The sequence below is a fragment of the Roseococcus sp. GW821-FHT12F05 genome, assembly GCF_058806835.1.
The window spans coordinates 60,716-86,168 of record NZ_JBXAQB010000020.1 but is presented as its reverse complement, the minus strand read 5'-3'; the positions used below and the strand labels follow the sequence as shown (position 1 = coordinate 86,168).

Below are 25,453 nucleotides of genomic sequence, written 5' to 3'. Positions count from 1 at the left end.
GCCTGCCTAGGTTAGCGCGAACGTAACTCGCCGAGGCCGGCCAGGCAACTGCGGGGGTGCAGGCTTCAGCCGGCCTCCTGTTCCCGCTGCGGATGGGATAATTTGATGTCATCGGTGGGCGCGGGGACGATGGCAGCGAGGGGAAACAGGGCGATTCCGGACTCCGGGAAGCCCGGCGGCCGTCGTGCCGCACGGATGACCGATATCGCCGCAATGGCCGGCGTGTCGGCCATGACGGTCTCCCGGGTGCTTCGCGACCCTCGTTGCGTGACGCCCGAGACCCTTCGGCGCATCCAAGCTGCCATCGAGGAGACCGGTTATGTGCCCAATCGGCTCGCCGGCAGCCTCGCGTCCCGGCGTTCGTCCGTCGTGGGGATGATCGTCCCCAGCCTCCGCAACTCGCTCTTCGTCGAGACGATCCAGGGCGTCTCGGACATCCTCGGGGCGGAGCATCCGCTCCTGATCGCCGACAGCGGCTACACGCTCAAAGGCGAGGAGGTCGCGATCCGCGCCTTCCTGGCCCAGCGGATCGCGGGCGTGGTGCTGCACAACACGAAGCACACGCCCCGCAGCCGGGCCATGCTGAAGGAGGCCGGCATCCCCTGCATCGAAACGGGCAATCTCATCCGCCAACCCATTGATATGTCCGTCAGCTTCTCCAATCACGAGGCGGCCCGCGCGATGACGGCCTATCTGCTGGGCCGCGGCTATCGCCGCATCGGCTTCGTCAGCCTGCCCATCCGGGACAATGACCGCGCCGCGGAGCGCAAGGCGGGATACCTGAGCGCCCTGGCCCAGGCCGGGATCGCGGCCGACCCCGCGCGCATCACCGAAAGCCTCCCCGGCCTGCGCAACGGCGGCCGGGCGCTGGTGCGGCTGATGGAGGCGTCTCCCGATATCGACGCGGTCTTCCTCTCCGGGGATGTGCTGGCGACCGGCGCCCTGCTCGAGGCCAACCGCCGGGGCTGGAAGGTCCCGGAGCGCGTCGCGATCGCGGGTTCGGACGACAACGAGCTGCAGGAGAGCGTTTCCCCGCCGCTGACGACCCTGCGGTTCCCGCGATACGAGATCGGGCGACGGGCGGCGGCGATGCTGCTGGACCGCCTGGGGGGTCGTTCCGACGGATCGGCCGTTCTCGATCTGGGCTTCGAGATCATGGAACGCGAGAGCGCCTGAACCGGGAATCGCCGGAGTCCCTGCCCGCCGGTGCGCTCTGGCTGGAGCGCCCGTTTCTGCCCTTGCCCGCCTTCTCTTGCATCGTTAGGTTAGCGATAACGCAATGGTGCGCGGTCAGAACCGGCACCACTGGAGGAAAACGATGAACCACCAGGATCCCGACCCCGCGCATGGGTCTGGCTCGCATCCCCCTGCCGCCGGGTTCGGCGGCGGTGGGCCGATGATGCCGCGGCCCCGCAATTCCGTCCTCGGCCGCCGGGCCGTGCTCGGCGCCGCGCTCGTCCCGCTCGCGGCGCCGGCGCTGGCGGCCTTTCCCGACCGTCCCGTGCGGATCGTCGTGCCCTGGCCGCCGGGCGCCTTGCTCGACGTCGTCGTGCGGGTGCTGGCCCAGGCGGCATCCGGCCCCCTCGGCCAGCCGGTCGTGGTGGAGAACCGTGCGGGCGCCACCGGCGCCGTGGGGGCCGAGGTGGTGGCGCGCGCGCCTGCCGACGGCCACACCCTGGTCGCGGCCAATGCCGAGACGCATGCGATCAATCCCTTGATCTATCGCCGCCTGCCCTACAACGCGGAGACCGACTTCACGCCCGTCAGCATGATCGCGCGAGCGCCCTTCGCGCTGGTGGCCGGGCCCAGCCTGCCCGTGAACGACGTGGCCGGCTTCATCGCCGCCGCGCGCGCCCGGCCGGGCCAGGTGAGCTATGCCAGCTGGGGCGCCGGCAGCACCTCCCGGCTCTGCATGGAATTGCTGATCAAGTCGCAGGGGCTGAACCTGCTGCACGTGCCCTTCACCGGACAGGCGCCTGCCATCACGGCGGTCACCGCGGGGCAGGTGGATGTGATGTTCCTGACGGCGGGCGGCGGCGAAGCGGCGGCGCGCGGCAACGGCGTGAAGCTGCTGGCCGTGTCCAGCGCGCAGCGTGTGCCGCTGATGCCGCAGACCCCGACCTTGCGGGAGCTGGGCATCGCCGTGGAGGGCGGCAACTGGTTCGGCCTGATGGGCCCCGGCCGCATGCCGGCGGAGGTGGCGCGGCGCCTCTCGGAGGTGACGGCCGAGGCGATGCGTGCGGAGGTGGTGCAGCAGGTCTATCGGGCGCAGGCGGCCGAGCCGCTCGCCACGACGCCGGAGGAGATGGGGAACTTCATAGGGCGGGATCGCGCGGCCTGGGCGGAACTGGTCCGCACCATGGACCTCCAGCTCGACTGACCACGCAGCGCCACGCGCGCGAACCGGGCTGCCGCCTTGGCCCGGGCAGCCAGAAGCAGACCGTTGCGATGGGGGCGGGGGTGGAGAGGAAGATCCTGGCGAGGCGACCGTGGCGGGCGGCGGCGCGCCGGCGGCACCCTGGGCGCAGCGCGTGCAGGATGCCACGGATCACCCGCCGGTCGCCGATGCGACGCGCGCCAGGTCGGTTCTTCGGCCGATGCGGCTCGATCGCCGTCCAGGCCTTATCGCTCGACCCGTGGCATTCCCTCCTCGAAACGCCTTGACCAGCCGGCTCCCTAACCTTCGAGCCGGATACCGGCCGCATCGATCACCTGCTTCCATCGCGCGCGCTCGCGGAAGATGGTCGTCTGCGCGTCCTCCGGCGTGTCGCCGGCGAGAGGCACGAGACCCGTGGACACCATCTGCTCGACGACATGGGGATCTGACAGCGCCCGGTTGAACCCCGCATTCAGCGCGAGAATGATGTTGGGCGGCGTGCCCGCCGGCACCGCGATGTAGTTGTAGGCCGTCGCTTCGAAGCCGGGGACGGACTCGGCCACGGTTGGCAGATCGGGCCGCAGCGGCGACCGCTGCAGGGAGGTGACGGCGACCTGGACGAGATCGGTCCCCGCCGAGAGCCGCAGCATGTCGGAGATGGTGCCGAAGCACATGTGCACCCGCCCGGCCAGCAGCTCCACCGAATAGATGCCGAAGGTGCGATAGGGCACGTGCATCATCTGGATGTTGGCCAGACGATTCAGGAGCTCGCCCGACAGGTGGTTGGAGGAGCCGACCGCGCCGCTGGCATAGGTCAGCCGCCCCGGCATCTCCCGCGCCTTGGCGATCAGCCCCGGGATGTCCCGCACGCCGAGGGACGGATGGACCAGCAGCAGGTTCGGCGCCCGCATGACGCTTCCCGTGGCGATCAGGTCCTTGTCGGGATCGTAGGACAGCGACGGCATCAGGGACGGGTTGATGATCTGCGTGGCCGGCGTGCCGTAGAACAGCGTGTAGCCATCCGGCGCGGAGCGCGCGACGTGGATGGCCCCGATGGAGGTCGCGCCACCGGGACGGTTATCGATCACGACCGGCTGGCCGAAGATCGCGCCCAGCCTGTCCGACAGCAGCCGGCCGACGACGTCGACGGAACCGCCGGCGCCGTAGGGAATCACCAGGCGGATGGGCCGCGCCGGCCAAGGGGTGCCTTGCGCGAGGGCAGGCAGGGCCAGCAAGCCCGCGCCCGCCCCGAGCAGGCCGCGGCGTCGGGTTGGGATGGATCCGGACGGCATTCTTGTTCTCCCTGCTGTGGTGCCCCGGTGTGTCCCGGGGTCGTCGGTTTCCGGGCCGGGTCCTCCGGCCTTCGCTACTGCGGCTCGATCCCGGCCTGCTGCATCAGTCGCTGGTTGACCGCACGATCGCTGGCGATGCGCGCCTTCATGTCCGCCGAGCCGCGCGCGGCGGGCACGAGGCCGAGCTGCTCCAGCCGACGCTTCGCGGCTTCGGTGGCGAAGGCCGCGATCACGGCGGCCTCCAGCGCCGCGGCGGTCTCCTCCGAAAGCCCGGCCGGGCCGGACAGGCTGAACCACGGCAGGGACACGAAGTCGTGATAGCCGAGCTCCACCATGGTCCGGATCCGCGGGAAGGCGGGAATGCGCTCGGGCGAGGGCGTCGCCAGGGCGCGCAGCCGCCCGCCTTCCACATGCGGCAGGCAGCTCGACATGATGCAGAAGATGAGGTCGGCGCGGCCGGCCATCACCTCGGTCAGCGCGGGGCCGGTGCCGTTGAAGGGGACGTGGATCATGTCGATCCCCTCGCGGCGGCAGAAATCCACGCCCAGCAGATGCGCGACGGAGCCGACGCCCCAACTGGTGAAGGCCAGCTCGCCCGGACGGCGCCGCGCCTCGGCCACCAGCGCCGCCACGCTCTCCCAGCGCGGGTTCACCGTCAGGAGGTAGAGCGCCTCGGCGAGCAGGCTGAGATGGGTGAAATCGGCATCGGGATCGTAGCCCGGCGCGCGATAGGCGAATTGCGCCTGCGAGAAGGTGACGTTGGTGCCCATCAGCAGGGTCGATCCATCCGGCCTGGCGCGGGCGACATAGCGCGCGGCGAGGGTCGTGCCGGCGCCGGGGCGATGGTCGTTGACGAAGCTTCCGCCGAAGCGCTCGGAGAGGCCCTCGACCATGATGCGGCTGACCAGCTCCTGCCCGCCGCTCGGCGTGTAGGGGATGACGATCGACACGGGCCTGCCGCCCGCCAGGCCCTGCGCTTGCGCGCGGCCGGCCAGCGCCAGGGCGCCCGCGCCCATCAGAAGGGCTTGCCGCCGGCTGGTCCCCTGGACCTGTTTCATCGTTCCTCCCTTTGTCCCGTCATCTCAGGGCGGCCCCGTGTTCCAACGGTGATGCAACGTCGCGCCGATCTCCCGGATCATCGTCCCCGCCTGACGGATCACTCCGCCCATCGCCAGGAAGCCGTGAATCTGGCCGGGCAGATGCCGATGGGTGACGGATACGCCCTCGTCGCGAAGCCGCAGCGCATAGGCCTCGCCCTCGTCCGAAAGCGGATCATGCCCGGCCGTCACGACGAAGGCCGCCGGCGCGCCGCGCAGGCCTGGCGCCCGCAGCGGCGAGGCGCGCCAGTCCAGCCGCTCCGCCTCGGAGGCGAGGTATTGCGCACGGAACCAGCGCATCGTGGCCGCAGTCAGTCCCAGGTCCGGAATGGCGCGGCGATGCGCGTCATGGCCGAATGTCAGGTCGGTGCAGGGATAGACGAGAAGCTGGAAGGAGCAGGGCGGAAGGGCCCCGTCGCGTGCCAGCAGCGCGAGCACGGCCGCCAGATTGGCCCCCGCGCTGTCGCCGCCCACCGCGATGCGGAGGGGATCGATGCACAGCGACGCCGCGGCCTCGTGAATCCAGCGCGTGGCCGCGATGCCGTCCTCGAGCGCGGCGGGAAAGCGGTGCTCCGGCGAAAGGCGGTAGTCCACGGCGACGACGCAGCAGCGCGCCGCATTGGCCAGCCCGCGGCAGACCGAATCATGCGAGTCCAGGTCGCCCACGACCCAGCCGCCGCCGTGCAGGTAGAGCAGGGCCGGCAGGACCTCTGCCTCGCCGGTGCCGCCGCCGCGATAGATCCGCAGCGCGAGCGGGCCGGGGATCTCCAGGTCCCGCACGGAAGCGACCGGCTCGGGCGGCGCGGCCACGGCCTTGCGGCCGCGTGCATAGGCTTCGCGCGCTTCCGGCGCCGACAGCGCCTCGAAGGGCGGGCGCCCTGCCGCACGGCCCATCTCCAGCACGCGCGCGGCGTCCGGATCGATCGGCGCGACGGCGCTGACCACCTGCAGATACCCCGCGGCCAGATACCCCGGGGCCAGATATCCCGGGGCCGGTCCAGGCCGCGCGGGGGTCATCCGCGACGGGCGCTCATCGACACGAGCGGGGCTGCGGTCCGGCATCCCCCTGCTCGTCAGTCGCCGGCCTGCCTGGCCGCGTGGGGGTCGAAGGCCGGGATCGGCAGGGCGCGGTCCGCGAAGGCGGTGCGGCGCGCGTTGCCCACCTGGGCGGAGCGCCTGCCCGGGGCCAGGAAGACCGGGACCTCGTCCTTCGTCAGCGGCTTCATCCAGTTCTTCCGCGTCAGCGCCGCCTCGACATAGGGCGCCAGCTCGCGCCGCTTCGCCTCCTGCCGGGCGGCGTCCCGCGCCTTGAACTCGGGCAGCACCGCCTCGCCGAACAGCTCCAGCGATTCGCAGATGTGCCGGTGCTGGTTCATGCCGGACTGCTTCACGAAGATGATCTGGTCGACGCCCGCCTTCTCGTAGCGCAGCAGGTGGTTCCGCACCTGCTCGGGCGTGCCGATCCCGCCGCGACCGGCATTGTCCTCCAGCGTGTCCTTGACCTCGTTGAAGCTCGACCAGATGTCGGTATGGCCTGGCTTCAGCTCGCCATAGAGGCCGATGAAGCCCAGGGAGTAGCCGAAGAACTTGAAGCCATCGAGGCCGCGCGCGACAGCCTCGTCCGCGTCCGGATGGCACATCATCCCCGAGACCAGCGCGACATTCGCGTTGACCGTGTGCGTCAGCGGCACGCATTCGGAGGATTTGATGATGTCGTAGTATTCCTGCACCCACTTCGCCGCCATCTCCGGCTCGACGAAGGCGAAGGCCAGCGCACCCAACCCGTTCCGCGCCGCGCGGTGGATGGTCTCGCGCTTCGAGCAGGCGACCCAGACCGGCGGGTGCGGCTTCTGCAGGCTCTTCGGCACGATGTTGCGGCAGGGCATGTCGAGATACTGGCCCTTGAAGCCGGGATAGGGCGTCATCGCCAGCATGTTGGCGGCCTGCTCGACCGCCTCGCGCCACATCGCGGATTTCTCGGAGGGGTCGATGCCGAAGCCCTCCATCTCCATCAGCGACGCGGATTCCCCCGTGCCCCATTCGGCCCTTCCGTTCGAGACGAGGTCGAGCGTGGCGACACGCTCCGCGACGCGTGCGGGGTGGTTGTAGCGCGGCGGCATCAGCGCGATGCCATGGCCCAACCGGATCCGCGAGGTGCGCTGCGAGCAGGCCCCGAGGAAGACCTCGGGCGCCGAGGAGTGGGAATACTCCTCCAGGAAGTGGTGCTCGACCTCCCAGATCATGTCGAGGCCGACGCGATCGGCCACTTCCACCTGGGTCAGCGCTTCCTGGTACAGGCGGAGCTCGGCGTTCTCGCCCCAGGGCTTCGGAAGCTGGTGCTCGTAGAACATACCGAATTGCATGGGCTTCCTCGCTTCAGCCGGGCTCCTGGCCCGTGTTGCCGTGGAGGTCAGCACGCGGGCGACGGCAACGGGAATGCCGCATTTCGACAAGGCGCTTTACGCATTCCGAAATGCCGCGATGGGCCGCCGCCCTTAAGATCGCCCGGGAGAAGCCCATCGGGAGGGAGGCGCGTGATGCAGCAGGCGGCGGAGTTGAAGCAGGCGTTCGTCGAGCGGCACGGCGGCTGGGACGAGCAGCACCAGGCCCTGCTGGACCGCGATCCCGGCTTCTTCCACGCCTATCTCCAGCTCGCCGGTGCCGCCGTCGGCCGGGGCATCCTCGGCGCGAAGCTCCGCGAGCTCGTCGGCCTCGCGGTGAACGGCGCGGTGACGCATCTGCACGCGCCGGCCATGCGCGGGCATATCCGCGCGGCGCTGGATGCCGGCGCCAGCGAGGCCGAGATCCTGGAGGTGCTGCAGCTCATTTCCGTGCTGGGCATCCACAGCTGCTCGCTCGGCATCGCCTCGCTGACCGACGAGATGGAGAAGGCCGGGCTTCCGCCGCATCCCGCGATGCAGGCCCCGTTGTCGGAGCGGCAGGAGGCCATCAAGGCCGCCTTCACCCGCGACCGCGGCTATTGGAGCGAGCGCTGGGAAACCCTGCTGCGGCTCGATCCCGACTTCTTCGAGGGCTACGCCACCTATTCCTCGCATCCCTGGCGGAACGGCAGCCTCGCGCCGAAGGAGCGGGAGTTCATGTACATCGCCATCGATGCCTCGACCACGCATCTCTACGATCCGGGCCTGCGGGTGCACTACCGGAACGCGCTGCGCCACGGCGCCAGCCTGGAGGAGATCCTGGAGGTGCTGAAGCTCACCAGCCTCATCGGGATCCAGAGCTGCGCGGTCGGCGCCGCCATCCTCAGCGATGAGCTGGCGCGCTCGCCCGCGCGCCGCGCCGCGACGGTGACCTGACCCCCGGCTCGGCCGCTGCGTCGTCGCTGACCGGCGCGCGGTCCTCGAAAGTCTCGACGAGGAAGTCGATGAAGGTGCGCATCTTCGGGATCGTCTGCCGCCCGCGGTGCCAGACGGCATAGATGTTGGAATCGAAGCCGGTCGCGGAGGCCGTCCAGCCCTTCAGCAGCACTCTCAGGCGGCCGGCGGCGATGTCGTCGCTGACCCACCATTCCGGGAGCAGGGCGACGCCGAGCCCCGCCAGCGCCGCCAGGCGCAGCGGCTCGACCGTGTTGGATTCCAGCACCGGCGGCACCAGGACCTCCTCCACGCCGGCCTGGTTCATGAAGGACCAGGGCGCCGGCGTCGGTCCGAACCGGTAGAGAAGGCCGTCATGCCGGCGCAGCTCGTCCGGCGTCCTCGCCTCGCCGTGCTGCGCGAGATAGGCCGGGCTCGCGATCACCACGCGCGGGATCGTCGCGAGCTTCCGCGTGGTCAGCGCCGAATCCGGCTGGCGGCCGAAGCGCACGGACAGGTCGATCTTGTGGTCGGCGATGTTCGGCGTGTCCTGGCTGATCCAGAGCTTCACGCGGATATCGGGATAGCGCCGCAGGAACAGCGGCAGCGCCGGCGCGATGCGGTTCATGCCGACGGCGACGGAGGAGTGGATGTGCAGATGGCCCTGCGGCGCCGCCTGGAAGGATCCCACGACCTCGGCCGCCTCGTCGAACTGCTCGAGGATGGCCTCCGCCCGCTCGACGAAGGCGGCTCCGGCATCGGTCAGCTTGATGCCCTTGCTGCTGCGCAGCAGCAGCGGCGCGCCCAGCCGGGCCTCCAGCGCGTTCAGGTGGCGCCAGACCGAGGCGGCCGACAGGCCGGCCTCGCGCCCGGCGCCGGACAGGCTGCCGGCGCGGACGACCTTGGCGAAGAGCCGCATGTCCTGGAGGGTGTCCACGGCTAGTCGGCGCTGGCGCCCGAGGCACGGATGATCGGCAGCCACTTCCGGGCTTCGGCCTCGATGAAGGCCTGCGTGCGGTCCGGCGTCATGCCGGGCGTCAGGACATTGCCCGTCTCCAGCAGCCGGGAGGACACGGTCTCGTCGCGCATGGCCGCGTCGATCTGCTGGTGGAGGAAGGACACGACCGGTTCCGGCGTGGCCTTCGGCACGGACCAGGGCGTCCAGGTGGCGGCCTGGAATTCCGGCCGGCCCAGCTCCACGGCGCAGGGCACGGCGGGCAGCGAGGGCGAGCGCTCGGGCATCCAGACCATCAGGGCCCGCACGGCGCCGGACCGGATGTGCTCCAGCGTGAAGGGGATGGTGTCGACCATGAAGGAGACGCGGCCGGCCATGAGGCTCGGCATCGCGTCCGAGGAGCCGCGGAAGGGGATGTGCTGGGATCGCACGCCGAGCTGCTGCAGCAGGTAGACGGCGGCGATATGCGCGCTCGATCCCACGCCGGAGGAGCCGAAATTGTGCTGGTCCGGCTCGCGCGCCAGCAGGGCGCGGAAGCCCTCGAGGTCCGTGACCGGCAGATCCTTGTGCACCACCAGGATCAGCGGCGCCGCGCCGCTGATGGTGACGTGCCGCAGATCCTCGATCGGGTTCACGGGCGGGCGGCGGTACAGGGCCAGCGCGTAGACATGCGTGCCCGGAGACCCCGCCATCAGCGTGTGGCCGTCCGGCGCGGACTGGACGAGGGCCTGGAGGGACACCTGGCCGCCGCCGCCGGTCCGGTTCTCGACCACGACGGGCTGGCCGATCCGCGACGAGACGGCGCCGCCGATCAGCCGCGCCATCACGTCGGTGCTGCCGCCCGCGGAGAAGGGGACGAAGACGCGCAGCGGCCGCGACGGAAAGCCTGCGACCTGCGCGCGCGACGGGCGCGGAAGCAGGGCGCCCGCGCCGAGCGCCAGCGCCGCGCGTCGGGTGTTCGCGAAATTCCACGGCATGGCAGGTTTCCTTCTTGTCGTTCCTCGTTGCCGGAAAGCCTGATCAGCCGCCCGACCGGGCGCAATGCGAAGAGGCGGCGCGCCGCCACATTCCACATCCGTGTCGCGGCACGGCTATTCCGGACGGATGCCGGCCCGCTCCATGACGTCGCGCCAGCGCGCGGCATCCGCGACGATGGTGGCCTGCAGCGCCTGGGGCGTGCCGCCGACCGGCTCGATGCCCTGGTCGCGCAGCACGGTCCGGAAATCCGGCTGCCGCAGGATCGCGTTGAGCGCGATGTTCAGCCGCTGGATCACGGGCTCCGGCGTGCCGGCCGGTGCGGTGACGTAGTTGAAGGGCGAGGCCTCGAAGCCGGGCAGCGTCGCCGCGATGGTCGGCACGTCCGGCAGCACCTCCGAGGGCGCGAGCGTCGAGACGCCGAGCGCGCGAAGACCGCCCGCGCGGATCTGCGGCAGCATGCTCGAGACGGTGTCGATCGCCATCTGCACGGTGCCGGAGAGCAGGGCCTGCAGCGATTCGCCGGTGCCGCGGAAGGGCACGTGCAGGATGTCCACGCCCGCCATGGTCTTGAAGAGCTCGCCCGCGAGATGGATGGACGAGCCGATGCCCGAGCTGGCGAAGGAGATGCGGCCCGGCTCGCGCTTCGCCAGCTCGATCAGCTCCGGCACGGAGCGCGCCGGCAGGGAGGGATGCACCACCAGCACGTTCGGCGCGCGCATGATGCTGACCACGGGCGCGAAGGCGGTCCAGGGATCGTAGGGCAGCCGGCGCATCAGGTAGCTGTTGATGATCTGCGGCCCGGGCGTGCAGTAGAGCAGCGTGTAGCCGTCCGGCCGCGCCTGCGCGACCGCGGAGGCGCCGAGCGTCGCGCCGGCGCCCGGTCGGTTCTCGACGATGACCGGCTGACCGAGCTCCGCGGGCATCCGGTCGGCGAGGAGCCGGGCCACGAGGTCGGCGGTGCCGCCGGGTGCGAAGGGCACGATCATGCGGATGGAACGGCTGGGCCAGGCGGGCTCCTGCGCCGCCGCGGAAGTGACGCCGGCGCTGCCGAGCGCGAGGCCGAACACCTGCCGCCGGCGCATGCCGGCGAGCGGAATGCGATTCATCCTGGTTCCTCCCTGTCGACGGCCCGGCCTTGGCGGCGGGTGCCCTCGGACGTCCCGGAGGAAACTACGTCATCCGCGCTGCCGGACCGTCAAGCAGCGCGGCAGGAGGCTGCTGCGATTGCACATATGTGAAGCGCGGCCGTCGCCTACATGCTGATGTTGGCGGCCTCGATCACGCGCCGCCAGCGATCGAGATCCCCACGCAGGAACTCGCCATACTCTTCCGGCGAGGACGGCATTGCGATGCCGCCCAGCGCCTTCAGCCGCTCCGCCGTCTCCGGCTTCGCCAGCGACGCCCGCACCGCCGCGTTCAGCCGTGCCACCACCGCGGGCGGCGTATGCGCGGGCGCCACGACGCCGAGGCCCTGGGCGTAGTCCTCGAAGCCGGGATAGCCGATCTCGCGCATGGTCGGCACCTCCGGATAGTCCGGGTTGCGCGCGGTCGTGGAGATGGCGAGCGGCCGCAGCTGGCCCTTCGAGACGTACTCGCCGATGCCGATCATCGGGTAGAACATGAAGGAGACGCGGCCCGCCATCACCTCGGTCAGCGCCGGCGCGTTGCCGCGGAACGGCACATGCGTCATCTGCGTGCCGGACCGCGTGGCCAGCAGCGCCGCGGCCAGATGCGCCGAGCCGCCGTTCCCCGCCGAGCCGTAGGAGATGGAGCCCGGCGATTCCCGCGCGGCCTCCACCAGCTGCTGCAGCGTGCGGTAAGGGGTGTTGGCCCCGGTCACGGCGATCAGCGGCAGCACGGAGACCAGGCCGACGGGGGAAAAATCCTCGATGGGGCGGTAGCTGTTCGGCAGCAGGATCGCGTTGACGCTGTGCGAGAGCGTGGCGAGCAGGATCGTGTAGCCGTCCGGCGCCTCGCGCGCGACGAACTGCGTGGCGATCAGCGCATTGGCGCCCGTGCGGTTCTCCACCACCACGGGCTGGCCGAGCGTGGCCGACATGTCCTGCGCGATGAGGCGCCCGATCACGTCGGTCGGCCCGCCGGCCGCGAAGCCCACGACGAGGCGGATGGAGCGCGTCGGGAAGGGGGCCTGCGCCCGCGCCGGAAGCGGCAGTCCGAGCGCCGAGAGGCCGAGCGCCAGTCCGGTCCTGCGTTTCATGTGTTGTTTCCTCCGTCCCGTCGTTCAGGCGATGCTGTGGGTCAGCACGCCCACCCGTTCGACCTCCATCCTGAGGCGATCGCCCGGGCGAAGCCAGCGCGGCGGGTTGCGGAAGGCGCCGGAGCCTGCGGGCGTGCCGGTCGCGATCACGTCGCCGGGCTGCAGCGCCATGTAGCGGCTGAGATGGGCGATGAGCGCCGTGACGGGGAAGATCATGTCCCGCGTGTTGCCCTCCTGCACGAGCTCGTCGTTCAGCCAGCAGCGCAGGCCGAGGTTCCAGGGCTCGCCCGCCTCCTCGGGCGTGGTGAGCCAGGGGCCCATGGGGCAGAAGCCGTCGAGCCCCTTGGCGAAGGAGGTCTGCGGCGGCGCCACGTCGAACTGGAACTCGCGCGCGGAGACGTCGTCCAGCACGGTGTAGCCCGCGACATAGGAGAGCGCGTCCGATTCCGGGACCTGCGAGGCCGTGCGGCCGATCACCACGGCGAGCTCCGCCTCCCAGTCGGGCTTGGTGACGGCTTCGGGGACGCGGACGGCGCAGCCCGGCCCGTCCACGGAGGAGGGCGGCTTGAGGAAGATGCGCGGCATCTCCTGCTTCGGGCCGCCGACCTCCTTGGCATGCTCGCCGTAGTTGCGGCCGACGCCGAGAATCTTTCCGGGACGCGGCACCGGCGCCAGCAGCGTGACCTCGGCAAGGGGGCGGCGCAGCGCCGCCTGCTCCGGCCGCGCGGCGAAGGCCGCGGCGCGCGCGGCCGCGGTCATCGCCGCCTCGCCGAGCGCGAGGAACTCCGTCATGTCGGCGGGGATGAGCGCGGTGGCGCCGTCGGCCTCGCCCGCCGCTGCCATGGCGGCGGAGAGGGCCGGGCGAAGGGATGCGACCTCATCGCCCAGCACCACGCCGAGCCCGATCGCGGCGTCGGGGGAAGCCCGGAAGCTGACCAGCTTCATCGTCAGGCCGCCAGCTTCGCGTAGTCGAGCGTGGCCATGACCTGCACGCGGTGGATGAAGCGCGGCTCGTCCGGCCGGTAGTCCGCGATGGCGTTGTGGGTGGTGCCGATATTGTCCCACATCAGCACGTCGCCCGGCGTCCAGTGATGCGAGTGGAGGAAGCGCTCCTGCGACTGGTGCTTGAAGAGGAATTCCAGCATGGCGTCGCTCTCGGCCGGCGCCATGCCCTCGATGACCATCGCGTAGCCCGGGTTGCAGTAGAGCACCCGGCGGCCGGTGATCGGATGGACGCGGAAGATGGGCTGCGAGACCGGCGGCTTCTTCGCGCGCTGCGCCGGCGTCAGCGGCCCGCGGATCGACCCCGGCCGCGTGCGCATCACGTCCCAGAACTTCTGGAAGTCATGGATGGCGGTGCGGCCCTCCAGCCGTTGCTTCACCTCCGCCGGCAGCTCCTCATAGGCGGCGTGCATGTTGCGGAACTGCGTGTCGCCGAGCGGGCGGCCGTCGCGCACCGGCACCTTCTTCGCGTGCAGCACGTTGGAGAGCGCGATCTCGTGGCTGTAGCTCATGTCGGTGTGCCAGCCCTGGCCGGCATCGTTGAGGCCGACCGGCTTGCCGTCCACGACCATGTTGGACAGGACCATCACCTCCGGATGGCTCTCGGCATGGAAGAGGTTGGCGACGTTGATCTCCAGCTCGCCGAAGCGCGAGCCGAAGCGCGAGAGCTCCGAGGGCTCGAGGTCCTGGCCCGGGAAGCATAGCACGCCGTGCTCGCCGAGCGCGCGCAGCAGCACGCGGAAGGTGTTGTCGCCGAACTCCTCCGAGAGGTCGATGCCCTCGACGCGGGCGCCAAGCTGCTCGTTCGGTGTGATGCGCATGAAGATGCTCCTCCCGTGGAACTCTCCACGGAAGTTGCCCGTCGGCCCCGGCGCGTTCAATGCGGTTTACAGGCTGGTGGCGGAATTCCATATATGTGAAGCGGCAGGAGATGACGATGGACAAGGTGGTGAAATCCGCCGGGCGCGTGCTGGAGATCTTCGAGTTCTTCGCGCACCGCGCCGGTCCCGCGACCGTCTCCGAGGTGGCGAACTCGCTCGAATACCCGCTGAGCTCCGCCTCCATCCTGCTGAAGTCGCTGCTCACGCTCGGCTATCTGGAATACCTGCCGCGCTCGCGCGAGTACCAGCCGACCATCCGCTTCGCCGTCCTCGGCACCTGGATCTTCGACCGGCTCTTCTCCGACGAAGCACCGATTCCGCGCGTGATGGACGAGCTGCTGGCGGAATCCGGCGAGACCATCGTGCTGGCGATGCAGCACGGGCTGCATGTGGACTATATCCGCATCCTGCAATCCACGCTGCCCGTGCGCTTCCACATCAAGCCCGGCTCGCGCCGGCCGATCTGGCTGCCGGCGGCCGGCAAGGCCCTGCTCTCCCAGAAGCCCGACGCCGAGGTCAGCGCCATGCTGCGCCGCGTCAATGCCGAGAACCCGAAGGCCCGCGTGCCGGCCAAGGCGATGCTGGCCGAGCTCGCCGCCATCCGGTCGCAGGGCTATGCGATGAGCGAGGCCTCCATCGTGCCGGACACTGCCATGATCGCCATGGCGCTGCCCGTCTCCGGCGGGCATCGGCCGCTCGCCATGGCGGTGAGCGGGCCGCTGGAGCGGATGCGGCGGAACCGGGAGAAGGTCGTGCGGCTCATGCGGCGCAAGCTCGCGGCGCTCGATCTGTGAAAGCCGATCCACATCCATGGAATCGCGGGAGCCGCGTTGACCTCGCCGCGGCCCGCCCGGATGATCGGCCCCAACGAGAACTGCCGGACGTCCAAGCCGCCATGCAAGATGCCGCCGCCCTGAAGCGCCGCTTCCCCCATCTCCTCGCGCTCCAGGACTTCGAGGAGCCGGCCCGACGCTTCCTGCCGCGCATGCTCTTCGGCTTCGTCTCCGGCGGCGCCGAGACGAACCTCTCCCTGCGCGACAACCGGCAGGCCTTCGACGAGCATCTCTTCGTCCCGCAGGTGCTGACCGACGTCTCCGTCCGGCACACGCGCAGGAGCCTCCTCGGCCGCGAGTACGATCAGCCCTTCGGCATCGCACCGATGGGCGCGGGCGCCATCTGCGGCTACCGCAGCGACCTGACGCTCGCCCGCGCCGCCGCGGCCGCGAACATCCCCTTCGTGCTCAGCGCCTCCTCGCTCATCCCGCTGGAGGAGGTGCGCCGCGAGGCGCCCACCGGCTGGTACCAGGCCTACCTGCCCGGCGACGAGGCGCGCATCGTCCCGCTCGTCGAGCGCGTCGCCGCCGCCGGCTATGACACCTTCGTGATCACCGCGGACGTGCCCGTCCCGGCGAACCGCGAGAACAACGTCCGCAACGGCTACGCCACCCCGCTGCGGCCGAGCGCGCGGCTGCTCTGGCAGGGGATCAGCCACCCGTCCTGGCTGCTCGGCACGGCGCTGCGCACCTGGCGGAACCACGGCATGCCGCATTTCGAGAACATGGACGCCCTGCGCGGCCCGCCAGTCGTCTCGCGCGACCTGGTGCGCGCCATCGGCGGGCGGTCCTCGCTCGCCTGGCGGCATGTCGAGCTGATCCGCCGGATGTGGAAGGGCAAGCTGGTCGTGAAGGGCATCCTCTCGCCCGCCGACGCCATCCGCTGCCGCGACTGCGGCGCGGACGGGATCGTCGTCTCGAACCACGGCGGAAGGCAGCTCGACGGGACGACCTCGCCGCTGCGCGTCCTGCCGGCGGTGGCGGAGGCGGCGCAGGGCATGGCCGTGATGTTCGACAGCGGCATCCGCCGCGGCACCGACGTGCTGAAGGCGCTGACCCTGGGCGCCGACTTCGTCTTCGTCGGACGGCCCTTCCTCTACGCGGCCAGCATCGGCGGCGAGGACGCCATCCGCCACGCGATCCACCTGCTCGGCGAGGAGGTCGACCGCGACCTCGCCATGCTGGGCCTGCACGACCTGGGCGAGCTGAGGCGTGAGATGCTGCTGTCAGCGCCCCGCTGAGGCGAGCGCCGACGGATTGGCCACCACGGCCGGGTCAAGCCTCTCCCCGCGCAGCACGGCCAGCGCGTTCCGCGCGGCCATGACGCCCATCCGGCGCATCGCGCCCTCGGTGAAGGCGGCGACATGCGGCGTCAGGATCACGTTGGGCGCGGTCCGCAGCGGATGGTCCGCCGGCGGCGGCTCCTCCGCCAGCGTGTCGAGCGCCGCGCCGGCGAGATGGCCGTCCCGCAGGCATTCCGCCAGCGCCGCCTCGTCCACGATTCCGCCGCGCGCGGTGTTGATCAGCAGCGCGCCCGGCCGGAGGGAGCGCAGCACGTCGCGGCCGAAGAGGCCGCGGGTCTCCGCCGTCAGCGGGAGGTGCAGGCTGACGATGTCCGCGGCCGCGGCGAGCTCGCCCAGGCTCGCGGCCTCCCGGGCCAGCGCGGGATCGACGGTGCCGGGTCGGCGCGGCAGGGCGAGGACCTCCAGGCCGAGCGCCCGCGCCGTGACGGCCACCCGCTGGGCGATGGCGCCGAAGCCGACCAGCCCGAGCACCCGGCCGGAGACGTCGCGTCCCAGGTAGCCGGCCTGCTCCCACCGGCCGGCCTTCATGCCGGCATCCAGCCGCGGCAGGTCGCGGCCGAGCGACAGGATCAGCGCGATCGTGTGCTCCGCCACCGCGTCGGTGTTGGCGCCGATCGCCAGCGTGACGAGCACGCCGGCTTCGGTGACGGCCGCCAGGTCCAGCGAGTTGATGCCGATGCCGTGGCGCGAGATCACGCGCAGCCCCGGCGCCGCCTCCATCGCCGCGCGGCCGATGGGCGGGTTGTTGCGCATGATGATCGCGCCCACCGGCGCGGCGCGCAGGGCGGCGACGACCGCCTCGCCGGTGACGGGCCCCGGCATCAGCGTCACCGTCGCGCCCGCCTCGCGGAGGAGAGCCATCGCCTCCGGGGCGAGCGCGCCGCTCGTGACGAGGATGCGGGGCATGCGCCTCAGTTCTTGTAGGACTGGTCCGAGCGGTCGAGCAGCCGCAGCATCGCCGGCCATTCCAGGATGCCGTAGCGGCGCGTGACCTTCGGGCTCCACTGGCTCTTCGCCTTGTCGACCACGTCGTCCGCGGGGATGAGGAGCTCGGTGTTGCAGGCCATGGCGAGGAGCTGCGCCTTGCAGGCCAGTTCCAGGCGATAGATGCTGTTGAACGCCTCCGGGATCGACGGGCCCACGGCCAGCAGCCCGTGATTGTGCAGGATCATCACCTCCGCATCGCCGAGGTCGCGCACCAGGCTCGCCTGCTCGTCGAGGTCGATCGCGATGCCCTCGAAGGCGTGGGTGGCGACGCGGCCCCAGCGCGTGGCGGTCTGGGTGATCGGCAGCAGCCCGCATTTCAGCGCGGAGATAGCCATGCCCGCCGGCGTGTGCGTGTGGATGATGCAGCCCACATCGTGCCGCGCCGCGTGGATGGCGCTGTGGATCACGAAGCCGGCGCGGTTGATGCCGTAGTCCAGCTCCGGCTCGTCGACGACGTTGCCGTCGAGGTCGATCTTCATGAGGTTGGAGGCCGTGATCTCGTCATAGAGCAGGCCGTAGGGGTTGATGAGGAAATGCCCTTCCTCGCCGGGCACGGCGGCCGAGATGTGGTTCGCGATCATGTCCGTCATGCCGTAGAGCGAGACGAGCCGGTAGGCGGCGGCGAGGTCGACGCGCACCTTCCATTCCTCCTCGCTCACGCGCTGGCGGACGGGAACGGGTTTCTGCAGGACCTGTGACATGCTCTTTCTCCTTGGACGTTTTTCTTCGGGGCACGAGATCGGGATGGGGCGCGCCTCAGGTGGCGGCTGAAGGGCTCCGGCCGGTTGGCGATGTCATCCGAAACTCCGGGGCTGTCCTACCGGCCGCGAGCCGGAAGATCACCGATGCAGCGAGCAGAGGATCGGGCAAAAACAGGACCCGTCAACGGTGGAGGATCCGAAAGGGGACATGCTCCATATACGTGAAGCGCGAGATGACGGATCGTCGACTTCCACCGCTCAATGCAGCGCGCCGCGTGATTCCGAAGAGAGATCCGATACGAGCGAGCGGACCACGCATCCGGATCCTATTCGATCCGGATGTTGGCGTCCCGCACGATGCTTCCATGCAGCACGATCTGCTCGCGCCGGAATCCGGCGCATTCTTCGGGCGTGTTCGCACGGGTCACGGCGCCGAGCGTTCTCAACCGCTCCGCCACGGCGGGCGCCTGGATCGCGCGGTTGAAGGCGGCATTGAGGAACCGGATGATCTCGCGCGAGGTTCCGGCCGGCGCGAAGATGCCGTTCCACTCATAGGTCTCGTAGCCAGGCAAGGTGTCGGCGATCGCCTCGACGCCCGGCAGCACCTCGACGGGAACGAGGCCCGCATGGCAGAGCACCCGCACTTCCGGCACCTGCAGCATCGGCACGGAGCCAGGGACGTTCGAGAAGTTCAGGGCGATCCGCCGCGCCAGCGGATCGTTCCTCACGGCGGGCGTGCCGCGATAGGTCACGTGGTTGATGCGCAGGCCGGCCATCTTGTTGAGGAGCTCGAGCGAAATGTGCTGCGCGGAACCTATGCCCGTGGTGCCTCGGCGAGGTCGATCAGCCGCCTGCCGGCACCGGAGCCGCAGGGACATGATCCGCCGCCGTCGCGGGGGGGGGCGAGAGCGATCGCCCGAAACGAAAAAGGGCAGCCTTGCTGGGCTGCCCTCTCCGATAAAGCCTCGAAGCCGGGGAAAATCAGCTGAGCTTGAGGTTGACCGCGGCCTGCTTGCCGCGCTCCGCGGTCACGTCGAAGGTCACCTGCTGGCCGTCATTGAGGCCCTGCAGGCCCGCCGCCTGGACGGCCGTGATGTGCACGAACACATCGGAGCCGCCGCCGGCCGGCGTGATGAAGCCGAAGCCCTTGCTCGAGTTGAACCACTTCACGGTGCCTGAGGCCATCCGCTTCGTCTCCTGATCACATGCGTTCGGAAATTTCCGGCGCAAACCGCCAACTCAAGCCGGACAGATGGGACGCATCCAGCTGGTCTTTGCGAGAGCTTCTGGGATCGGAACGGTCAGGGAAGGCGCGCCCAATGGCGCAGGTCCGATCGTCCGTGTCAAACGCCGGGCGGCTCGGATCCGCTCGAAGCTGCGCCCGGACGCGCATCGCGGCATCGCGCGTGAGCGTTCCGCCGGCTCTGCACTGATCCTGTTCGGCCGGGATGACGGCGGGCTCGATCTACGCGAACGGCTGAGCCGTTTCCTGGAGACTGGATGCGTCAGCAGGATCGCCTGCCGGCTTCTCGGCACTTCAGGGCCTTGCGTGGGCTCTGCGCCCGGTACGGTCGCTCATGCTTCAAACGCGCTGCTCCAAAGCGGAAACTCGGGTCGTAGGTCGCTGGCACCGCGGCTCTGGGCCGAGGTGATGCAGGAGCTGAAGGTGACCGCCGGGACGAGGTCGCGAAATCCCGCAACGGGGCTGCGGCCCGCTCCAAGCCGTTCCCCTGGAAACTCACGTCGCTTCCGATAGGATGTGGCGGTGATCCTCCCGCGGCGCGCCTCGCTCACGCTTCCCTGGCTGCTGCCGACCGCGGCACGCGCCGGCCCCCGGCTTCGCGTCGGCTCCAAGAACTTCACCGAACAGCTCGTCGTCGGCGAGCTGTACGCCCAGACCTTGGAAGCCTGGGGCGCCACGGTCGAACGGCGCTTCAATCTCGGCGGCACCGCCATCGCGCAGAGCGCGCTCCTGAGCGGTGACATCGACCTCTATCCGGAATACACGGGGACCGGCCTTGGCGTGGTGCTGAAGGAACCTCCCGAAGGCGATCCCGCCGAGATTCTCGCCAAGGTCCGGGCCGGCTACGCCGAACGCTTCGATCTGCACTGGATCGCCCCCTCCGGCATCGACAACGGCAACGCGCTCCTGGTCACGGCGGCCACCGCGCGACGGCTCCATCTCGCAACATTGTCGGATCTCGCTCGCGAGGCGCCGAAGCTCACGCTTGCGGCCGGCAATGAGTTCGCCGACCGGTCGGACGGCCTGCCGGGCCTGCGCCGTGTCTACGGCATGCGGTTCTGCCGCCTGCGGCAGTTCGCTGCGCTCGGCCTTCGCTACGCGGCCCTGGCGCATGGCCAGGCGGATGTCGTGAACGCCTATGCCACGGACTGGCAGATTGCCGCGGGTGGATATGCGTCACTTCGAGACGACCGCCGGCTGTGGCCGGCGTATCAGCTTTGCGCCGTGGTCCGCGGCGCGGCCCTGCGGGAGACGCCCGGCATGGAAGCGCCCCTGGCTGCCGTCAGCCGCCGGCTGGACAATGCCGTGATGCAGCGGCTGAACAGCGAGGTCGACCGGGACGGCGACGAGCCGCGCGAGGTCGTCAGCCGCTTTCTCGGCGGGCGGATTCCGCGGTGATGCGCTGGACCGGCCGCAACCTCGACACCATCCTGTCAGCGACGGTGGCCCATCTGGAGCTCGTGCTTCCGGCGCTTGCGATCGCGCTGGCGCTGGCGTTGCCGCTCGGATTGATCGCGGCGGGAAGGCCGCGGCTGAGCGCCTGGCTGCTCGGCAGCGCCAGCCTGCTCTACAGCCTGCCGACGCTGGCGGTCTTCGCCTTGCTGGTGCCGGTGCTCGGCCTCGGCTTCGCCCCCGCGCTGCTGGCCCTGGTGACCTATGCCCTGCCGGTGCTGCTGCGCGCCATCATCGCCGGCATCGCAGCCGTGCCGGATCCGGTGAAGGAGGCGGCGATGGGCATGGGTCTCAGCCCCTGGCAACGGCGTTGGCGGGTCGAGCTGCCGCTGGCCCTGCCCGTGCTGATCGCCGGGCTTCGCGTCGCGTCGGTCACCGTCGTCTCCGCGGCGACCGTCGCGGCCTATATCAGCGCCGGCGGCCTGGGCACGCTGATCCTCACGGGGCTGGACCAGGGGCATACGGAGAAGATCCTGGTGGGCGCCTTCCTGGTCGCCGCCCTGGCTTTGGCGCTGGACCAGGCCCTGGGCGCCGTGCAGCGACGCCTGCCGAAGATCGCATGATGCAGATGCTGGGCGAAACGCTCGCGTGGCTGCAGGCCAATCCTGCCGTCTTCAACGACGCGGTCGGCGAGCATGTGCTGCTGTCGCTCGTCGGGCTCGCGCTGGGCATCGGCGTGGCGGTGCCTCTCGGGCTCGCGGTCGCGCACCGTCCGCGCCTGGCGGAGCTTGCCATCACCCTCGCGGGCGCGCTGCGCACCGTGCCGAGCCTGGCCGTCCTGGCGGCTTTGCTGCCGCTGCTCGGGGTGGGGTTCACCCCGTCCGTGATCGCGCTGGCGCTGCTGGCCGTTCCGCCGGTCCTGGTGAACCTCCTCGCCGGCCTTCGCGGGGCCGATCCGGCGGCGGTCGCCGCCGCCACCGGGCTGGGAATGTCGCCCGGCCAGGTGCTCCTCCGGGTGGAGCTGCCCCTCGCTTTGCCGCTGCTCTTCGCGGGGTTGCGCATCGCCGCGGTGCAGGTGGTGTCCGGCGCCGCGCTCGCCACCTTCATCGGAGGAGGCGGGCTTGGGGATCTGGTCACGCAGGGGCTCGCCCTGCTGGATACGGGCCGCATGCTGCTCGGCGCGACGGCGATCGCGGCGCTCGCCTTGCTGACGGAGGCCGGCTTCGGTCTGCTGGAACGGCGGCTGCAACGGAGGGTTCAGGCATGATCCGGCTGGAAGGGCTGACCAAGCGCTGGCCGGGCGCCGCGAAGGCCTCGGTCTCGGACATCACCCTGGAGGTGCCGGAGGGGACCTGCTGTGCCCTGATCGGCCCTTCCGGCTGCGGCAAGACGACCACGCTCCGGATGGTGAACCGCCTGGTGGAGCCGAGCGCCGGCCGCGTGTGGATCGCGGGCGAGGAGGCGTTGCGGCAGGATCCGGTCCAGCTCCGGCGCCGCATCGGCTACGTGATCCAGGAGGTCGGCCTGTTTCCCCATCGCAGCATTGCCGAGAACGTCGCGACCGTGCCGGTGTTGCTGGGCTGGGATGCCGGGAGGATCGGGCGGCGCGTGGCGGAAGTGCTGGAGCTTGTGGGACTCCCGGGTTTTGCGGACCGACGGCCGTATCAGCTGTCGGGCGGCGAGCGCCAGCGGGTGGGGGTGGCCCGGGCGCTGGCGGGCGATCCGCCGGTCCTGCTGATGGATGAGCCCTTCGGCGCGGTGGACCCCCTGCGCCGCCGACAGCTTCAGGACGAGGTGCTGAAACTGCTTCGCGAGCTGGGCAAGACCGTGCTGATCGTCACGCATGATGTCGCGGAGGCGATGCGTCTCGGCGATGTCGTGGCGATCCTCAACGGGGGCAGGCTCGTGCAGCACGCGCCACCGGCGGAGCTGCTTGCGCATCCGGCCGACAGCTTCGTGGCGGACTTCCTCGGCACCGATCGGGCACTCACGCGGCTCGAGCTCTTTCCGGCTGCCGCGGCAAGAAGCGATGCCGCCGCCCCCGGCCTGGCTCTGCCGCCCGACGCGACGCTGCGCGACGCGCTGTCGGAGATGCTGGCCCGCGGCACACGCGCGGTGCCCCTGGCCGAAGGCGGCTCGGTGACGCTGGAGACCCTGCTGGAAAGGGCCGCGACCTGAGTCGACCAAGCCGATCGCATCGCGAAGAAAGCCGGCCCGTCAGCTTTCCAGCAGCCAGACGGAGAACAGCTGCTCCGGATCGGTCCACATCCTCGCAGGCCGCCAGCCCGCCGTTTCCGCGAGTTCGCGCAGGCGGTCCGGCCGGTATTTGTGACTGCTTTCGGTGTGGATGCTCTCGCCCGCTGCGAAGCGGAACCGATGCCCGGCGACCAGCACGCTCTGGGCATGCCGCGCGACCAGATGCATTTCGATCCGTTCCAGCCCGGGGTTCCAACGTGCCTCGTGACGAAAGGCCGAGAGGTCGAAATCGGCGCCCGCTTCGCGGTTCAATCGCGCCAGCAGGTTGAGGTTGAAGGCGGCCGTGACGCCGGCCGCGTCGTCATAGGCGGCTTCCAGGACGGCGGCCTTCTTGACGAGATCGGCGCCGAGCAGCATCCGCGCCCCGGGTCGCAGGCTGGTCCGGGCCCGGCGCAGGAAGGCGATGGCCTCCTGCGGCTCGAAATTGCCGATGGTGGAGCCGGGGAAGAAGCCCAGATGGGTCGTGCTGCCGGCCGCCCGTCCCGCGAGGTCGAAGGGCAGCGTGAAATCCGCCACGACGGGCCGGACCCTGAGGCCGGGGAAAGCGGCGGACACGCGCGTGGCCGCCGCCTCCAGCCACTCGGCGGCGATATCGACGGGAAGATAGGCGGCGGGGGCGGGAAGGGTACCGAGCAGCTGCACAGCCTTGGCGCCGTCGCCGGGGCCGAATTCGACGACCGCCGCGCCGGGGCCGATGGCATCGGCGATATCAGGGCCGCTCTCCTGCAGAATCCGCACCTCGGTGCGCGTGGGGTAGTATTCCGGGAGCCGGGTGATGGCTTCGAACAACCGGCAGCCCTCGGCGTTGTAGAGCCATTTGCAGGGGAGCGTCTTCGGCGTGCCGGCCAGCCCCGCGAGGGCGTCGGCTCGAAGCGCCTCGGCCTGCGCCGTCGCCGCGTCGCGTGTGAACGCATTGCTCATGTCATATCCTCCGCGAGCCGCAGGCCCGTGAACTGCCAGCGCGCGCCGGGGGGGAAGAAATTGCGGTAGCTCGGACGCGCATGTCCGGGCGGGGTCGCCAGCGAGCCGCCACGCAGCACCATCTGGCCGATCATGAACTTGCCATTGTACTCGCCGACGGCGCCGGCCCAGGGCGTGAAGCCGGGGTAGGGGCGATAGGCGCTCCCCGTCCATTGCCAGGCGATCCCGGACCGCTCGGCGAAGCCGGGCAATGCCGCAGCGGCCTCCCATTCCTGCTCGGTCGGCAGGCGCTTGCCGGCCCAGCGGGCGAAGGCATCCGCCTCGTACCAGGAGATGTGCCGGACGGGCAGCAGCGGGTCGAGCGGCCGCATTCCGCCCAGGCCGAACTGCCACCACGCACCGTCTCGGCGCTCCCAATGGAGCGGCGCCTCCCAGCCCTCGGCCTGGCAGGCGGACCAGCCATCGCTCATCCAGAGAAGGGGCTGCCGATAGCCGCCATCTTCCAGGAAGGCGAGCCATTCGCCATTGCGGACCAGCCGGTCGGCCATGCGAAAGGGCGCCAGATAGGTGCGGTGGCGGGGCGTCTCGTTGTCGAAGGCGAAATCCGCGCCGGCATGGCCGATCTCCACCACGCCCTCCGGACCTTCGAGCATCCCGGCAGCGCCGGTGGCAACCGGCGGCTCGCGCCAATCCGAGTCATAGGCCGGGCGCAGCGGATTGCCGGAGAGCGCGTGCAGAATGTCGGTCAGCAGCAATTCCTGGTGCTGCTCCTCGTGATGGAGGCCGAGCTCGATCAGCGGCAGCGCCTCCGGCGGCGGATCGCGCAGCAGCTCCGCCATGGCAGCGTCCACCGCCGCGCGATAGGCCGCGACCTCGGCATTGCCGGGACGGGTCAGAATGCCGCGCTGCGGGCGCGCATGCCGGGGGCCGGCGGCCACGTAGTAGGAGTTGAAGAGGACGGCGAAATCCTCGTCGAAGCGCCGGTAGCCGGGCAGGAAGGGCAGGAGCAGGAAAGTCTCGAAGAACCAGGTCGTGTGCGCGCGGTGCCACTTCGTCGGGCTGGCGTCCGGCATCGACTGGACGACCTGATCCTCCGGCGAGAGAGGGGCGGCCAGGGTCTCCGTCCTTGACCGCACCTGCGCATAGTGATCGGCGACAGGGCGGGCGGTTGCCGCGGCGCGGCGATCGATGGCGTTCATGAGCGGTTCCCCCCAGATTTCTGCAGCGCGCCGCACGCGGGGCCGCTCGCGTTGAAGCCGGCCAGCCGTGATAGAATTGTTGGAGAGCCCTCGGGTTTCCCCTGGAGGGCCAAGATTGGTGTCGATGGCAGGCCATTCACCGCGATGCCGGCGATGTTCTGCGGATCCGATTCGTCGATCATGGTTCATTATTCCGCTCTGGTCGCGCGACGACCCGTTGCCCGTGCTCGCTGCCGATGCTGGTCTGCCTCTCGGTACACGTGGCTCTTCAGGATATGTTGCCAAGGGATATTCGGGTTCGCGGCGCTTGCTGCTGTCAGCGGGTGGCAGCATCAGCCTGCGCGCGACGTCAGTACCTTCGGAATCTGTATTGTTCTTCACCTTTGGTGAGCGGCGGGTCTGATGCCCTTCATCCCGCCACGAAAGTCAGGGAAAAGCAGTTGGACTTTGGTATCGGCGAGACTTTCGGATTTGCTTGCCGGGAAACGATCGGGATGAACCTT

The 25,453-nt window shown here is 70.4% G+C and carries 27 protein-coding genes and 1 pseudogene; 10 read left to right on the top strand and 18 right to left on the bottom strand.

Going from position 1 to position 25,453, the window contains the following annotated elements; genetic code table 11:
* Positions 1 to 65: 65 nt before the first annotated feature.
* A complete protein-coding gene (locus AC1ROY_RS31150) occupies positions 66 to 233 on the bottom strand; it encodes a hypothetical protein (protein ID WP_493152835.1) in 168 nt (55 codons plus the stop codon).
* Between AC1ROY_RS31150 and AC1ROY_RS31145 the strand changes: the two are divergent.
* The 3 genes and pseudogenes from AC1ROY_RS31145 to AC1ROY_RS31135 all read left to right on the top strand — a co-directional run.
* Positions 214 to 270 (top strand): annotated as a pseudogene (locus tag AC1ROY_RS31145) (LacI family DNA-binding transcriptional regulator); the annotation flags it as partial. The gene AC1ROY_RS31150 and the pseudogene AC1ROY_RS31145 sit on opposite strands and share 20 nt — an antisense overlap.
* A 51-nt stretch (positions 271 to 321) precedes the next feature.
* Positions 322 to 1,176 (top strand): LacI family DNA-binding transcriptional regulator, encoded by an 855-nt coding sequence (locus AC1ROY_RS31140; RefSeq protein WP_493152882.1) that lies wholly within the window; start codon positions 322 to 324, stop codon positions 1,174 to 1,176.
* Positions 1,177 to 1,318: 142 nt separating this feature from the next.
* The gene (locus tag AC1ROY_RS31135) at positions 1,319 to 2,380 is read left to right on the top strand and encodes a Bug family tripartite tricarboxylate transporter substrate binding protein (protein WP_493152834.1); all 1,062 of its coding nucleotides are present in this window, start codon (positions 1,319 to 1,321) and stop codon (positions 2,378 to 2,380) included.
* Positions 2,381 to 2,676: 296 nt separating this feature from the next.
* On the opposite strand, the gene AC1ROY_RS31130 is transcribed toward AC1ROY_RS31135, so the two are convergent.
* The 4 genes from AC1ROY_RS31130 to AC1ROY_RS31115 form a co-directional block, all read right to left on the bottom strand.
* On the bottom strand, positions 2,677 to 3,669 hold the full coding sequence (locus AC1ROY_RS31130; protein ID WP_493152833.1) for a Bug family tripartite tricarboxylate transporter substrate binding protein: 993 nt from the start codon (positions 3,667 to 3,669) through the stop codon (positions 2,677 to 2,679).
* Positions 3,670 to 3,743: 74 nt separating this feature from the next.
* Positions 3,744 to 4,727, bottom strand: a complete 984-nt coding sequence (locus AC1ROY_RS31125; RefSeq protein ID WP_493152832.1) for a Bug family tripartite tricarboxylate transporter substrate binding protein — start codon at positions 4,725 to 4,727, stop codon at positions 3,744 to 3,746.
* Positions 4,728 to 4,751: 24 nt separating this feature from the next.
* Positions 4,752 to 5,783, bottom strand: a complete 1,032-nt coding sequence (locus AC1ROY_RS31120) for an alpha/beta hydrolase (RefSeq protein ID WP_493152831.1) — start codon at positions 5,781 to 5,783, stop codon at positions 4,752 to 4,754.
* 56 nt (positions 5,784 to 5,839) lie between these two features.
* Complete coding sequence (locus AC1ROY_RS31115) at positions 5,840 to 7,129, bottom strand: LLM class flavin-dependent oxidoreductase (RefSeq protein WP_493152830.1); 1,290 nt, start codon at positions 7,127 to 7,129, stop codon at positions 5,840 to 5,842.
* 174 nt (positions 7,130 to 7,303) lie between these two features.
* Here AC1ROY_RS31115 and AC1ROY_RS31110 point away from each other — a divergent pair, with 174 nt between their 5' ends.
* Positions 7,304 to 8,083 carry a carboxymuconolactone decarboxylase family protein gene (locus AC1ROY_RS31110; RefSeq protein WP_493152829.1) on the top strand — a complete coding sequence of 260 codons (780 nt, stop codon included), beginning with the start codon at positions 7,304 to 7,306 and terminating at the stop codon, positions 8,081 to 8,083.
* Here the strand turns inward: AC1ROY_RS31110 and AC1ROY_RS31105 are convergent.
* The 6 genes from AC1ROY_RS31105 to AC1ROY_RS31080 all read right to left on the bottom strand — a co-directional run bounded on the left by AC1ROY_RS31105 (position 8,031) and on the right by AC1ROY_RS31080 (position 14,054).
* Positions 8,031 to 9,017 carry a LysR family transcriptional regulator gene (locus tag AC1ROY_RS31105; RefSeq protein WP_493152828.1) on the bottom strand — a complete coding sequence of 329 codons (987 nt, stop codon included), beginning with the start codon at positions 9,015 to 9,017 and terminating at the stop codon, positions 8,031 to 8,033. The genes AC1ROY_RS31110 and AC1ROY_RS31105 overlap by 53 nt on opposite strands.
* A gap of 2 nt (positions 9,018 to 9,019) precedes the next feature.
* Positions 9,020 to 10,012, bottom strand: coding sequence for a Bug family tripartite tricarboxylate transporter substrate binding protein (locus AC1ROY_RS31100; protein ID WP_493152827.1), 993 nt, complete (start codon positions 10,010 to 10,012; stop codon positions 9,020 to 9,022).
* Positions 10,013 to 10,126: 114 nt separating this feature from the next.
* A complete protein-coding gene (locus tag AC1ROY_RS31095; protein ID WP_493152826.1) occupies positions 10,127 to 11,119 on the bottom strand; it encodes a Bug family tripartite tricarboxylate transporter substrate binding protein in 993 nt (330 codons plus the stop codon).
* A gap of 146 nt (positions 11,120 to 11,265) precedes the next feature.
* A complete protein-coding gene (locus AC1ROY_RS31090; protein WP_493152825.1) occupies positions 11,266 to 12,231 on the bottom strand; it encodes a Bug family tripartite tricarboxylate transporter substrate binding protein in 966 nt (321 codons plus the stop codon).
* A 24-nt stretch (positions 12,232 to 12,255) separates the two neighbouring features.
* Positions 12,256 to 13,176, bottom strand: coding sequence for a fumarylacetoacetate hydrolase family protein (locus tag AC1ROY_RS31085; protein WP_493152824.1), 921 nt, complete (start codon positions 13,174 to 13,176; stop codon positions 12,256 to 12,258).
* Between the two features lie 2 nt (positions 13,177 to 13,178).
* On the bottom strand, positions 13,179 to 14,054 hold the full coding sequence (locus AC1ROY_RS31080; protein WP_493152823.1) for a TauD/TfdA dioxygenase family protein: 876 nt from the start codon (positions 14,052 to 14,054) through the stop codon (positions 13,179 to 13,181).
* Positions 14,055 to 14,170: 116 nt separating this feature from the next.
* On the opposite strand from AC1ROY_RS31080, the gene AC1ROY_RS31075 reads away from it, so the two are divergent.
* The gene (locus AC1ROY_RS31075) at positions 14,171 to 14,908 is read left to right on the top strand and encodes an IclR family transcriptional regulator (protein WP_493152822.1); all 738 of its coding nucleotides are present in this window, start codon (positions 14,171 to 14,173) and stop codon (positions 14,906 to 14,908) included.
* Between the two features lie 101 nt (positions 14,909 to 15,009).
* Entirely contained in the window at positions 15,010 to 16,188 is a 1,179-nt protein-coding gene (locus tag AC1ROY_RS31070) for an alpha-hydroxy acid oxidase (RefSeq protein WP_493152821.1), read from the top strand.
* Here AC1ROY_RS31070 and AC1ROY_RS31065 read toward each other — a convergent pair.
* The 4 genes from AC1ROY_RS31065 to AC1ROY_RS31050 all read right to left on the bottom strand — a co-directional run bounded on the left by AC1ROY_RS31065 (position 16,174) and on the right by AC1ROY_RS31050 (position 19,124).
* On the bottom strand, positions 16,174 to 17,157 hold the full coding sequence (locus AC1ROY_RS31065) for a hydroxyacid dehydrogenase (RefSeq protein ID WP_493152820.1): 984 nt from the start codon (positions 17,155 to 17,157) through the stop codon (positions 16,174 to 16,176). The two genes, AC1ROY_RS31070 and AC1ROY_RS31065, sit on opposite strands and share 15 nt — an antisense overlap.
* A 5-nt stretch (positions 17,158 to 17,162) precedes the next feature.
* Positions 17,163 to 17,939, bottom strand: coding sequence for a class II aldolase/adducin family protein (locus AC1ROY_RS31060; protein WP_493152819.1), 777 nt, complete (start codon positions 17,937 to 17,939; stop codon positions 17,163 to 17,165).
* 326 nt (positions 17,940 to 18,265) lie between these two features.
* Positions 18,266 to 18,817 (bottom strand): Bug family tripartite tricarboxylate transporter substrate binding protein, encoded by a 552-nt coding sequence (locus AC1ROY_RS31055; RefSeq protein ID WP_493152818.1) that lies wholly within the window; start codon positions 18,815 to 18,817, stop codon positions 18,266 to 18,268.
* 103 nt (positions 18,818 to 18,920) lie between these two features.
* The gene (locus AC1ROY_RS31050; protein WP_493152817.1) at positions 18,921 to 19,124 is read right to left on the bottom strand and encodes a cold-shock protein; all 204 of its coding nucleotides are present in this window, start codon (positions 19,122 to 19,124) and stop codon (positions 18,921 to 18,923) included.
* Positions 19,125 to 19,704: 580 nt separating this feature from the next.
* Between AC1ROY_RS31050 and AC1ROY_RS31045 the strand changes: the two genes are divergently transcribed.
* The 4 genes from AC1ROY_RS31045 to AC1ROY_RS31030 are packed head-to-tail and all read left to right on the top strand — an operon-like array spanning position 19,705 to position 22,752.
* Positions 19,705 to 20,580 carry a glycine betaine ABC transporter substrate-binding protein gene (locus AC1ROY_RS31045; protein WP_493152816.1) on the top strand — a complete coding sequence of 292 codons (876 nt, stop codon included), beginning with the start codon at positions 19,705 to 19,707 and terminating at the stop codon, positions 20,578 to 20,580.
* Complete coding sequence (locus tag AC1ROY_RS31040) at positions 20,580 to 21,197, top strand: ABC transporter permease (RefSeq protein WP_493152881.1); 618 nt, start codon at positions 20,580 to 20,582, stop codon at positions 21,195 to 21,197. Before AC1ROY_RS31045 ends, AC1ROY_RS31040 begins: the two co-directional genes overlap by 1 nt.
* On the top strand, positions 21,194 to 21,841 hold the full coding sequence (locus AC1ROY_RS31035; RefSeq protein WP_493152815.1) for an ABC transporter permease: 648 nt from the start codon (positions 21,194 to 21,196) through the stop codon (positions 21,839 to 21,841). The genes AC1ROY_RS31040 and AC1ROY_RS31035 overlap by 4 nt, the downstream gene beginning before the upstream one ends.
* A complete protein-coding gene (locus AC1ROY_RS31030; protein ID WP_493152814.1) occupies positions 21,838 to 22,752 on the top strand; it encodes an ABC transporter ATP-binding protein in 915 nt (304 codons plus the stop codon). Before AC1ROY_RS31035 ends, AC1ROY_RS31030 begins: the two co-directional genes overlap by 4 nt.
* Before the next feature lie 39 nt (positions 22,753 to 22,791).
* Here AC1ROY_RS31030 and egtD read toward each other — a convergent pair whose 3' ends face one another.
* The 3 genes from egtD to AC1ROY_RS31015 are packed head-to-tail and all read right to left on the bottom strand — an operon-like array spanning position 22,792 to position 25,132.
* Complete coding sequence (gene egtD / locus AC1ROY_RS31025; RefSeq protein ID WP_493152813.1) at positions 22,792 to 23,751, bottom strand: L-histidine N(alpha)-methyltransferase; 960 nt, start codon at positions 23,749 to 23,751, stop codon at positions 22,792 to 22,794.
* Positions 23,748 to 24,950, bottom strand: coding sequence for an ergothioneine biosynthesis protein EgtB (gene egtB, locus AC1ROY_RS31020; protein WP_493152812.1), 1,203 nt, complete (start codon positions 24,948 to 24,950; stop codon positions 23,748 to 23,750). The genes egtD and egtB overlap by 4 nt, the downstream gene beginning before the upstream one ends.
* A complete protein-coding gene (locus tag AC1ROY_RS31015; protein WP_493152811.1) occupies positions 24,947 to 25,132 on the bottom strand; it encodes a hypothetical protein in 186 nt (61 codons plus the stop codon). Before AC1ROY_RS31015 ends, egtB begins: the two co-directional genes overlap by 4 nt.
* Between the last annotated feature and the right edge of the window lie 321 nt (positions 25,133 to 25,453).